The sequence below is a fragment of the Streptomyces sp. WAC04114 genome (assembly GCF_019733245.1).
In the GTDB taxonomy this organism is placed as follows: domain Bacteria; phylum Actinomycetota; class Actinomycetes; order Streptomycetales; family Streptomycetaceae; genus Streptomyces; species Streptomyces massasporeus_A.
This window is the reverse complement of record NZ_JAIGQA010000074.1, coordinates 1-11,649: the sequence shown is the minus strand read 5'-3', so window position 1 is coordinate 11,649 and position 11,649 is coordinate 1. Positions and strand designations below refer to the sequence as shown.

Here is an 11,649-nt window from a genome sequence, read left to right as displayed (position 1 = left end):
GGAGGCGACTCCTTCCACGTTCCGCCTACCGGGTTAGCTGTCGGGTTCGGGCGGGTGGTTCGGAAGGTTTGCCCTACGGCCGTCTCCGTACAGGGAGTCGGGCCGATTCACCCCAGGTTCACGGTTGGGTCCCCGGCTCCGGCTGCCGCTGCGGCGTGCCGGACTCGGCGGAGGCCGCGCGGCCCGGCGACGTTCGCCGGTGGGGGTCATGCGGCCTGGTCGCACGGTAGCCAACTCGTGTGGCCCCTGTGAAGGTTGATGGGTGATATGCCCGATACATTTTCGTGACCTCACTCATGAGCGTTGCCGAGAGTGAGCGATCAAGGGGGATTAGTCACGACTCATTCGTAATTGCGGGGGCGTAGCAGGCCGTGATCAGGCGGTCATGGAGGGCGACAACGCGCCGCCGGTCCGGCCCGCGGAAGCCCTGGCGGCGGGCGATGTTCTCAGGGCGGCGGCGGGCTGTCAGTGGGGCGCCCTAGACTCGGAGAGCGATGAGCAGCCTCTTTGACGACAACTTCCTGGCGAACCTCCAGGCCCAGCGGGGCCCGGCCCACGAGCCCCCGCCGCCACCCGAGGACGATCACGTACCGGAGCCGATTCCGGACGATCTGTTCGGCGGGAAGTTCGACGCGCCCCCGGACCGGGACGCCTACTACCGCGACGGCGCCCCCCGCCCGGTGATCGACTCCGCCGCGCTGCTGGAAGGGCTGAACGACAACCAGCGCGCCGCCGTCGTCCACTCCGGCTCCCCGCTGCTCATCGTGGCCGGAGCCGGCTCCGGCAAGACCCGGGTGCTCACGCACCGCATCGCCCACCTGCTCGCCGAGCGGGACGTGCACCCGGGCCAGATCCTGGCGATCACCTTCACCAACAAGGCCGCCGGCGAGATGAAGGAACGCGTCGAGCAGCTCGTCGGCCCGCGCGCCAACGCCATGTGGGTCATGACCTTCCACAGCGCGTGCGTGCGCATCCTGCGCCGGGAGAGCAAGAAGCTCGGCTTCACCTCCTCCTTCTCGATCTACGACGCCGCCGACTCCAAGCGCCTGATGGCCCTGGTCTGCCGCGACCTGGACCTCGACCCCAAGCGCTTCCCGCCCAAGTCCTTCAGCGCCAAGATCAGCAACCTGAAGAATGAGCTGATCGACGAGGAGGACTTCGCCGCCCAGGCCACCGACGGCTTCGAGAAGACCCTCGCCCAGGCATACGCCATGTACCAGTCGCGGCTGCGCGAGGCGAACGCCCTCGATTTCGACGACCTGATCATGACGACGGTCAACCTGCTGCGCGCCTTCCCGGACGTTGCCGAGCACTACCGCCGCCGCTTCCGCCATGTGCTGGTGGACGAGTACCAGGACACCAACCACGCCCAGTACGCCCTGGTCCGCGAGCTCGTCGGCACCTCCGAGCACCCCGTCGACGTCCCGCCCGAGGCGGAGGTCCCGCCCGCCGAGCTGTGCGTGGTGGGTGACGCCGACCAGTCGATCTACGCTTTCCGCGGCGCGACCATCCGCAACATCCTCCAGTTCGAGGAGGACTACCCGGACGCGACGACCATCCTGCTCGAGCAGAACTACCGCTCCACGCAGACGATCCTCAGCGCCGCCAACGCCGTCATCGAGCGCAACGAGTCCCGCCGCCCCAAGAACCTGTGGACCAACGCGGGCACCGGCGCGCAGATCACCGGCTACGTCGCCGACACCGAGCACGACGAGGCGCAGTTCGTCGCCGAGGAGATAGACCGCCTCACCGACGCGGGCGACGCGAAGGCTGGCGACGTCGCCGTCTTCTACCGCACCAACGCCCAGTCCCGTGTCTTCGAAGAGATCTTCATCCGCGTCGGCCTGCCCTACAAGGTCGTCGGCGGCGTCCGCTTCTACGAGCGCAAGGAGGTCCGGGACGTCCTGGCCTACCTGCGCGTGCTCGCCAACCCGGAGGACTCGGTGCCGCTGCGCCGGATCCTCAACGTCCCCAAGCGGGGCATCGGCGACCGCGCCGAGGCGATGATCGACGCCCTGTCCCAGCGCGAGAAGATCAGCTTCCCGCAGGCCCTCAAGCGCGTCGACGAGGCGTACGGCATGGCCGCGCGCTCCACCAACGCCGTCAAGCGGTTCAACACGCTGATGGAGGACCTCCGCACCGTCGTCGAGTCCGGTGCCGGACCGGCCACGGTGCTGGAGGCCGTCCTGGAGCGCACCGGCTACCTCGCCGAACTCCAGGCCTCCACCGACCCGCAGGACGAGACCCGGATCGAGAACCTCCAGGAACTCGCGGCCGTCGCCATGGAGTTCGAGCAGGAGCGCGGCGAGGACGAGCGGGGCACCCTGTCCGACTTCCTCGAACAGGTCGCGCTGGTCGCCGACTCCGACCAGATCCCCGACGAGGAGGACGGCGACGGCGTCATCACCCTGATGACCCTGCACACCGCCAAGGGCCTGGAGTTCCCGGTCGTCTTCCTCACCGGCATGGAGGACGGCGTCTTCCCGCACATGCGCGCCCTCGGCCAGACCAAGGAGCTGGAGGAGGAGCGGCGCCTCGCCTACGTCGGCATCACCCGCGCGCGGGAGCGGCTCTACCTGACCCGGTCCACGCTGCGCAGCGCCTGGGGCCAGCCCTCGTACAACCCGCCCTCCCGGTTCCTGGAGGAGATCCCGCCGGCCCACGTGGAGTGGAAGCGCACGGGAGCGCCCGCGCCCGCGTCCTCCGGGCCGGTCTCGGCGGTGGCGGCCTCGCTGTCGTCGTCCCGCTCGCGCTCGTCGGCGTCGGGCGCCTCCGGTTTCGCCACGCGCCGCACCTCGGAGAAGCCCGTGGTGTCGCTGGCGGTCGGGGACCGGGTCACGCACGACCAGTTCGGACTCGGGACCGTCGTCGGCGTCAAGGGCACGGGCGGCAACGCCGAGGCGACGATCGACTTCGGCGACACAAAGCCGAAGCGGCTGCTGCTGCGGTACGCGCCGGTGGAGAAGCTGTAGCGACGTGAGGTGAACCGGCCGGCCCCTGCGCGCTCGACGCGGGCGGGGCCGCCGGGACGTTACTCGGCGCGGGCGGGGGACCGCGGCCGCCGGGACGTCACGACGGGTCGATGCCGTGGCTGCGCAGCCACGGGAGCGGGTCGATGGCCGAGCCGCCGCCCGGGCGCACCTCGAAGTGCAGGTGCGGTCCGGTGGAGTTGCCGGAATTGCCGGAGCGCGCGATCGGATCGCCGGCCTGCACGGTCGTACCCGAGGGGACCGTGTACGTGGAGAGGTGGCAGTACCACGTCTCCGTGCCGTCCTTCGCGGTCAGGATCATCATGTTGCCGTACGCGCTGTTCCACTGCGTGCGGACGGTGCCGTCGGTCGCGGCCATCACGGTCGTGCCGTACGAGACGGGGAAGTCGATGCCGGTGTGCAACGACATCCAGTTGATGCCGGACTGGCCGTAGTAGGCGCTCAGTCCGTGCCGCGCGACCGGCAGGGCGAACTTGGGGCGCAGCCGCTCCTTGCGGGCCGCCTCCTCCGCCGCCCTCTTCTTCTCGGCCGCCTGCTGGGCCTTGAGGTCGATGCGCTCCTGCGTACGGCTGGCCCGGTCGGCGAAGTCGTCGGCGCCGGCGGACAGGCTCTGCAACTGCGTGTCCAGCTTGTTGTTGGCGGCGGCCGGCTTGACCGGCTGCGCGTCCGCCGCGGTCGTCTGCGCTTCCGCGGCGCTGTCGTCGGAGAACGTGCCGACGGAGGCGGCGGCGATCCCGGCGACACCCATGACACACGCCGACGGCACCGCGATCGTCATCAGCGCCGAGCGCTTGGGGGGCGTACGGCGGCGGGAACGGGATCCGGCGCGCGAGGCCGCCCGGGTGGACGGGCCCGGAGTGACGTCCTCCTGGCCGTCCAGCAGCGGGGCGACGACGGGCAGTTCGCCGGTGGCGGCCGGCTCACCGCCGTCCGCGGCGCGGTCGCGATAGTCCGTGCCGGCGGACTCGTCGTACGTGACCTGGTCGAACGTCGCGGTCTCGAGCTGGTCGAAAGGCGTGGTTTCGAGCTGGTCGAAGGTTGCGGTCTCGAGCTGGTCGAAGGTTTCGGCGGGGGGCTCGTACGCGTCGGGGGCCGGTGCGGCGGTGCCGTCGGAGTTCCACTGCGTCGCGTCGTAGGCGCCCGTGTCGAAGGTCTGGGTGCCCCACTCCCAATGCTGGGTGTGCTCGGCGGGGTTGCCGCCCTGGTCGGTCTGGAGCCAGGCGCCCACGTCCCACTGTCCGGTGGCGTCGGGGGACGGCGCCTGGGAGGGGATGGCTGACATCGGCTGCTGCTCGGGCGTCCAGGAGGTCGTGTCGTAGACGCCGGTGTCGTAGGCGGCGTGGTGCTGGGCCGCGTAGGCGTCGTAGTGCACGTTCTCGTGCGTGCCGGTGGGCCAGTGGCCGGTGCCGTAGGTGCCCGTGTCCTGGCCGCTGCCCGGCATGTCGCCGAAGAGGGGGTCGGTCGCGAAGCTCGCGGTGGCGTGCCCGGTGGCGTCGAAACCGGCGCCCTGGGTACCGGTGACAGGGGCACCGGTGGCGTCAAAACCGGTGGCGGCGTAGTCGCCGTACGTGGTGAAGTCGCCGTACTGGGCTTCCTGGGTGCCGTACGACGCGTAGTGCGCCGAGGCGGCGTCGGAAGCCGGAGCCGGGGTCATGGTCCCCGACGGGTGACGGTCGTTCACCAACTTCTCTTTCGCCTCGACAACAGGGGCTGCCAGAGCAGTGCGGCGACTGTACCCGGCGGTACGCGGGCACGACAATCTTCGGCAGGTTTCGTGCACGCAGGAAACGGGCATTCGGCCGTGTTTTGGCGGACGGCGGGCACGGGTTTGGCCTTGTGTTCGAAGTTTGTTCGAGCTTGATCGGTGCTGTGGTGCCGAGTGATCGCTGTATGACGAGTCTCAGGCGACTGTCAGACCGGCGGTGTGCTCGGTGGACGGTTCCCCCGGGCGGGCCGTGTCGAGGACCTGCCGTATGCCGTCGGCGACGGCGGGGTGCACGGGCAGGGCCAGATGACCGATGCCGGTCACGTGCACGTTCTGCGCCATCAGGTCGGGATGGTCGATGCGCGCCGTCTCCGGCGGGTCCATCACATGGTCCAGGTCGCTCCAGAAGCCGACGAAGTGAGTACGGCAGTCAGGGGCGGGCGCAGTGAGCTCCTCGAGCACCGGTGAGCCGGGGCGCATCTGGCGCACGATGGGGTGCGCGTTCGCCACGGGCATCACCCGGGTCCCCGAGTGCGGCGTGCCGAGCGTGACAAGGGTCCGCACACGTGCGTCGCCGCCGAGCCGCTGCACGTAGTAACGCGCTATCAGGCCACCGAGACTGTGCCCGACGACATCGATCTGCCCGACCCCCGTGCGCTCGCAGATCTCCTCGATACGACGGCCGAGCAGCTCGGCGGCGGCGCGTATGTCGCAGGTCAGCGGCGAGTAGTTGAGGGACTCGATCTGCTGCCTGCCGTGTTGGGCGAGGCTGCGGCGCAGCAGGACGAAGACCGAGCGGTTGTCGATGAAGCCGTGCAGCAGTAGAACCGGAGGCTTGGCTTCCGTGGGCAGTTGGGCGGCGCCGTCCGCCGGCAGGGCCGGGACGGGGGTGCGTCGCTCCTGGGTGATGCCGGACGGGTAGAGGAGGAGATGCCCGGCCAGGATCGCGATCTCCAGTGCGGTGGCCTTCAGGAGAGCCAGGGAGAGTCCCGCCAGCTTGCCCGGCAGCAGGCGCTCGCAGAACGGAAGAAAGGGCAGAGCCGCCCTGGTGACCTTCATGGCCGACCTCCTGTCGGCACGCGGGAGGACGGCTTCGCCCCCCGTGTGCACTCGTGGGGAGCAGCTGCGAAGACGGCCGGCGATGACCGCGGGAGCGGCGTGAGCCGCGTGAGCTGCGAGGGCAGAGCGCGGCGTGTGGCGTGTGTGACGCCGGTGGTGCGACGGAGGTCCCCGATCGGTGGGGTGACGAGGCTCCCCGCTGGTGCGCCGTGTCTGCCCTGCATGCTGTGCGTGCGGTGCTTGCCCTGTGTGCCTTCGCCGAGGCGCCGTTCCTCCGCGGTGCGTGGTCGATGCGGCGGTACGGCGACTTCGGTGCGACTCCCCTTGCGCTTGTCCCATCGTGTGATTTCCCCCTCGCTATCCACCGCGAAACTGCCGGTTGCGGGATCCTGGAGATAACGTTCGTTCACTTGCCCGGACGGTTCGGGGCGGAGTGTCCGTGCGGTGCGGCGTGTACGGCTTGCCCGATGTGTGCGGTACTTGTCGGTACGGATGGATGTAGTCGCTTCATGGAGGCAGTGATGGGTGTGGCAGCCGGTCCGATCCGCGTGGTGGTGGCCAAGCCGGGGCTCGACGGCCACGATCGCGGGGCCAAGGTGATCGCGCGGGCCCTGCGCGACGCCGGTATGGAGGTCATCTACACCGGCCTCCACCAGACTCCCGAGCAGATCGTCGACACGGCGATCCAGGAGGACGCCGACGCGATCGGGCTGTCCATCCTCTCCGGAGCGCACAACACGCTCTTCGCCGCGGTGATCGAACTGCTCAAGGAGCGGGACGCGGAGGACATCCTGGTCTTCGGCGGCGGGATCATCCCCGAGGCGGACATCCCCCTGCTGAAGGAGAAGGGTGTCGCGGAGATCTTCACCCCGGGCGCGACGACGGCGTCGATCGTGGACTGGGTCAGGACCAACGCCCGCCAGCCCGCGCAGGCGTAGGGCTCGGGCGGTCCGGCCCGGGCCGCCTTGCCCGGCCGGGGCCGGTGCGTCCGCGGTTCGGCGGGGCGCGACGGCTGTTTCTCGTGCTTCTCGCGGCCGCCGGGGTGGTCGGAGTGCTCCAACGTGTCGTCGGCGTGGGCAGGCAGGTCGTCGGCATGTGCAGGTACGTCGTCGGCATGCTCCTGAGCGGCCGGCTGCCGGGCGGCGCCCGGTGCCGGAGGTCGCGGGGAGATCGTCGGGCAGCGGGTTGCGGCGCGCCTTGCCTGCGTCGCGGGCGGGGGTCAGGCTCCTCCCAGTTTCTGTGTCATCGCCGCGGGCGGGGGTCACGTTGCTCCCAGCTCCTCGGCCGCCGCTGCGGGCGGGGTTCCGGCCCCTCCCAGTTCCTCCGTCATCGCCGCGCGCAACCGCAGGGTCGTGACCAGGCGCTGGAAGGCCTCCGCCCAGTAGCCGCCGGCTCCCGGGGATCCGTTCTCCGGTTCGTCGGGCACGGCCAGCAGGGCGTCGAGCCGGGAGGCCTCGGACGGATCGAGGCAGCGCTCGGCCAGGCCCATGACTCCGCTGAAACTCCATGGATAACTCCCCGCGTCCCGAGCGATGTTGAGCGCGTCCGCCACCGCCCGGCCGAGCGGCGCCGCCCAGGGCACCGCGCACACCCCGAGCAGCTGGAAGGCCTCGGACAACCCGTGCGCGGCGATGAAGCCGGCCACCCACTCGGCCCGTTCGGCGGCGCCCAGCGTGCCGAGCAGCTTGGCGCGTTCGGCCAGGGACGCCGCACCCGGACCACCCGCGTCCGGCGCCGACGGCTCGCCGAGCAGCGCCCGTGACCACTCGGCGTCCCGCTGCCGCACCGCCGCCCGGCACCACGCCGCGTGCAGTTCGCCCTGCCAGTCGTCCGCCACCGGCAGTGCCACGATCTCCCGGGGCGTGCGCCCGCCGAGCCGCCGCGGCCAGGTCGCGAGCGGTGCCGCCTCCACCAACTGACCGAGCCACCAGGACCGTTCGCCGCGCCCCGCGGGGGCCTTCGCCACGACGCCGTCGCGTTCCATGCCCGGATCGCACTCGTGCGGGGCTTCGACGGCGATCGTCGGGGCGCTCTTCGTGGCTCCGCCGGGTTCCGCGTCCGCTGCGCCGGTCCCTCCGGGCTGCGTGCTCCGCATGTGGTCGATGGCCACACACGCCCCCGCCCTGACCGCCATCCGCGCGGCCAGCGCCGAACCCGGCAGGGTCGACAGCAGTTCCGCCGCCGTCGCCCGGACGTTGCGGCTGCGGTCGGCCAGGGCCTGCTCCAGGAACGGCTCGTCGTCCGGACCGAGGCCGGCGCGCAGGGAGTCGAGGAACATCAGCCGGTCCTCGGCCCGTTCCGTCGCCCAGGTCGTAGCGAGCAGGTCGCGTGCGGCGGAGGGTTCGCGGGAGCGCAGGGCCGACAGCAGGGCGACACGTTCGGCGAACAGGCCCTCCTGCCAGAGCTGCTGGACCCTCTCGTCGTCCTCGGGGTGTGGCAGAGCCGCTTCACCGCCCGGAGCCGATCGCAGGGCGAACCGCCAGTCCGGGTTCAGCCGGGCCAGCCACAGGGCACGCGGCCCCGCGAACTCCAGCGCCGCCGGCCGCAGATCGGTACGGCCCCGGGCCGCGTCGAGCAACGCCGGGAGCACCTGCGGAGGCGGTGCGAACCCACGGGCGTTCGCCACCGCGAGCCACTGCGGCAGCAGCTCCGTCAGATCGGGCGCGGCACCCCGCCGACCACCGCCGGAGGGGCCGGGGCGATCGGCGAGCAACATCGCGAGTCTGCGGGCGGCCGCCGGGGGCAGGGCCGGACGCGGGTCCTCCGGTGCAGGCTGCGGACGCTCGGCCGCCCGCGCCGGGCGCCGACCGGCCCGGCGCCGTACGGTCTCCGCGGCCGCCGCGTCCAGCAGGGCCGCGGGCGCGTCCGGGCCCGGCGCGGTGCCCGGTGGCGTGCGGCGGTCGGTGCCCAGCAGCGCGGTGGTGACGAGCCCCTCCCAGACGTCTGCGCCGGGCGCGTCCACAGGAGCGGAGGTCCTGGTCATGAGGTTCCTTTCCGCGGGGCGCCCGGTGGTTGAAGGCTCGCCTTCACCGGTTGTCCCGTGATGCCTGAAAGATGCGTGGATCTGCGGGATGGGTGGGACTGGTCACCGTGGTGGGGGTCGGGCCGCTTGAAGTCCCGTGAGCGAGACCTCCGTCGGCTCAGCACAGCGTGACCGCGTCACCCGGGCCCTCCGGCCAAGCCGTCAGCGGGGTGAAGCCCTGGTGGCCGTATTCGCCGAAGACTGTGACCGGGGCACCGCCCGACAGCGCGACGAGCCGCCACAGGCCCGGCCGGGAGCGCGCGACGGGAGTGAGCGGCAACGCCGCGTCCTCGTCGGCGTCCGCCATCTGCCAGGAATCGCCGTCCGGGGCCGGAACGACCCGGTCCAGCGTCACCGGGACGGACTCCAGCCACGGATCGTCGCGCAGGGCGTCGCCGTAACGGGCCGCCGCCTGGGACGTGGTCGTCCCCGGCGGACGTATCGCCGCCGGGGCGGACGGGGCGAACTGCTCGCCCAGGGCCACCCGCTGCTGCCCGGCTCCCGGATATGCGGACACCTCCGCCTCCACGGCCAGTCCCACCGGCAGCGCCAGTTCCGGGGCGCGCCCCGCGGCGCCATAGGAGAGGAGCAGGACAGTGCGGTGCGAGTCGGCGCCGTGCAGCCAGATCCGGCGGGTCGTCAGGCGCGGGTCCGTCGTGTCGTACTGGGCGAGAACCAGCCAGCGGTCGCGCAGCGGCGGGCTGTCCGCGGAGGTGGGGAGGCCCATGCGGGAACGGACCGTGGCGGCCAGGCCGTCCGGGAGCCGCTCGCGGTGCAGCCAGCCCTGACCGAGGAGATGCAGCAGAGCGCACTCCTCCAGCAGCCGCACCGGCCAGCCCGCACCCGTGGACGGGATCGCCCCCAACTCCCGCACCCGGCCCGCCAGACCCTGGGCCTGGGCGTCGACCATGCGGGCCGCCGTCTCCTCCCAGAGCCCGTACCCCGACTGCTCCGCGCTCGCGAGGCCGCCGCGCAGCAGATCGGCCAGACGCTGCTCCAGCTCCATCGCGCCCGCCGTGACCCGCTCGGCCCGGCGTTCCGCCCGGCGCCGCGCCGCCTCCGGATCAGCGGACCCGGACGGCGCGGAGCCGTCCCCGGCAGCCTTCTTCTCCTCCGCGCGCCTGCGCCGCCCCGCCGCCCACTCCTCGGCCCACCCCGGCGGCTGCCCCGGCGGTACGGCCGCGTCGTCGGCGGCCCAGAGCAGCAGCAGCCCGAGAGCGTGCTTGCAAGGGAACTTGCGGCTCGGGCAACTGCACTTGTACGCGGGGCCGGCGGCACCCGCGATGTCCACGACCGTCTGATACGGCTTGCTTCCGCTGCCCTTGCACAGCCCCCACACCGTCCCCTCGTCGGAACTCCCCGCCTCGGACCACGGCCCTGCCGCGCCCAGTTTGCTTCCCGCTTTGCGTGATGCGGCGTCAGGCGCCAGTGCCAGCACCTGGTCCGCGGTCCAGCGCACCCCCTGCTGAGTCATGCCATCGAAGGTAGATCCCACCACTGACAATCACGTCCGCAAGCGGCCCGGGCAGCGCATTTTCGCAGGTCGGGACGCATTGTCAGTGGTGTGGTGCAACGTTGGTGCCAGATCCGAACCGGCCGAGCTGGAGGGGGACTTTGCCATGACTGTGTCCGAGGAGCCGACGTCCGTCGAAGCGGGGGAGACGGAAGCCGCCCAGGCGTTGCGACCGCACGCCGAGGACGCCTTCGCGCAGGAACTCGCCGCCCTCGCCGCCCAGGACGACCGGCCGCGCCCGGCCCGCTGGAAGCTGTCGCCGTGGGCCGTCGCGACGTACCTGCTCGGCGGCACACTGCCGGACGGCACGGTGATCAGCCCCAAGTACGTCGGCCCGCGCCGCATCGTCGAGGTCGCCGTCACCACGCTCGCCACCGACCGCGCCCTGCTGTTGCTCGGCGTGCCCGGCACGGCGAAGACCTGGGTGTCCGAGCACCTGGCCGCGGCCGTCAGCGGCGACTCCACGCTGCTGGTGCAGGGCACCGCCGGCACCCCGGAGGAGGCCATCCGCTACGGCTGGAACTACGCGCAACTGCTCGCCCACGGCCCGAGCCGCGACGCCCTCGTACCCAGCCCGGTGATGCGGGCCATGGCGGAGGGCATGACGGCCCGCGTCGAGGAGCTGACGCGCATCCCGGCCGACGTGCAGGACACGCTCATCACGATCCTGTCGGAGAAGACGCTGCCGATACCGGAGCTCGGCCAGGAGGTGCAGGCGGTCCGCGGCTTCAACCTGATCGCCACGGCCAACGACCGCGACCGCGGGGTCAACGACCTGTCCAGCGCCCTGCGCCGCCGCTTCAACACGGTGGTGCTGCCGCTGCCGGAGAGCCCCGAGGCCGAGGTCGACATCGTCTCGCGGCGCGTCGACCAGATCGGCCGCTCCCTCGACCTGCCGGCCGCGCCCGACGGGCTGGTCGAGATCCGCCGGGTCGTCACGGTCTTCCGCGAGCTGCGCGACGGGGTCACGGCCGACGGCCGGACGAAGCTGAAATCGCCCAGCGGCACGCTGTCCACGGCCGAGGCGATCTCCGTCGTCACCAACGGGCTCGCCCTGGCGGCTCACTTCGGCGACGGCGTCCTGCGGCCGGGCGATGTCGCCGCGGGCATCCTCGGCGCGGTGGTCCGTGACCCGGCGGCGGACCGGGTCATCTGGCAGGAGTACCTGGAGACAGTGGTCCGCGAGCGGGAGGGCTGGAAGGACTTCTACCGGGCCTGCCGCGAGGTGAGCGTGTGAGCGACACGGGGTGGCGGGCCGGGGTGGTGGGGCGGCGGCTCCGGGCGGTTGGGCGGCGGACCCGAGCGGTGGGACGACGGCCCGGGCGGTGGGACAGCGGTCGGCGGCGGGTTCGGGTGGGGA

The 11,649-nt window shown here is 72.1% G+C and carries 7 protein-coding genes and 1 riboswitch; of the genes, 3 read left to right on the top strand and 4 right to left on the bottom strand.

Going from position 1 to position 11,649, the window contains the following annotated elements; genetic code table 11:
* Nucleotides 1-6: 6 nt before the first annotated feature.
* Nucleotides 7-180, bottom strand: a riboswitch (cyclic di-AMP (ydaO/yuaA leader).
* 314 nt (nucleotides 181-494) lie between these two features.
* Nucleotides 495-2,972, top strand: coding sequence for a DNA helicase PcrA (pcrA, locus tag K4G64_RS20150; RefSeq protein WP_221757417.1), 2,478 nt, complete (start codon nucleotides 495-497; stop codon nucleotides 2,970-2,972).
* 97 nt (nucleotides 2,973-3,069) lie between these two features.
* On the opposite strand, the gene K4G64_RS20145 is transcribed toward pcrA, so the two are convergent.
* Nucleotides 3,070-4,785 (bottom strand): M23 family metallopeptidase, encoded by a 1,716-nt coding sequence (locus K4G64_RS20145; protein WP_221757416.1) that lies wholly within the window; start codon nucleotides 4,783-4,785, stop codon nucleotides 3,070-3,072.
* Between the two features lie 105 nt (nucleotides 4,786-4,890).
* Entirely contained in the window at nucleotides 4,891-5,754 is an 864-nt protein-coding gene (locus tag K4G64_RS20140) for a triacylglycerol lipase (RefSeq protein ID WP_221757415.1), read from the bottom strand.
* A gap of 521 nt (nucleotides 5,755-6,275) precedes the next feature.
* Between K4G64_RS20140 and K4G64_RS20135 the strand changes: the two genes are divergently transcribed.
* Nucleotides 6,276-6,692 carry a cobalamin B12-binding domain-containing protein gene (locus K4G64_RS20135; RefSeq protein WP_142160442.1) on the top strand — a complete coding sequence of 139 codons (417 nt, stop codon included), beginning with the start codon at nucleotides 6,276-6,278 and terminating at the stop codon, nucleotides 6,690-6,692.
* 323 nt (nucleotides 6,693-7,015) lie between these two features.
* On the opposite strand, the gene K4G64_RS20130 is transcribed toward K4G64_RS20135, so the two are convergent.
* Both K4G64_RS20130 and K4G64_RS20125 read right to left on the bottom strand, forming a co-directional pair.
* On the bottom strand, nucleotides 7,016-8,737 hold the full coding sequence (locus K4G64_RS20130) for a DUF5691 domain-containing protein (protein ID WP_221757414.1): 1,722 nt from the start codon (nucleotides 8,735-8,737) through the stop codon (nucleotides 7,016-7,018).
* 157 nt (nucleotides 8,738-8,894) lie between these two features.
* Complete coding sequence (locus K4G64_RS20125) at nucleotides 8,895-10,250, bottom strand: SWIM zinc finger family protein (protein WP_221757413.1); 1,356 nt, start codon at nucleotides 10,248-10,250, stop codon at nucleotides 8,895-8,897.
* A gap of 145 nt (nucleotides 10,251-10,395) precedes the next feature.
* Here K4G64_RS20125 and K4G64_RS20120 point away from each other — a divergent pair, with 145 nt between their 5' ends.
* Nucleotides 10,396-11,526, top strand: a complete 1,131-nt coding sequence (locus K4G64_RS20120; protein ID WP_221757412.1) for an AAA family ATPase — start codon at nucleotides 10,396-10,398, stop codon at nucleotides 11,524-11,526.
* Nucleotides 11,527-11,649: the final 123 nt, after the last annotated feature.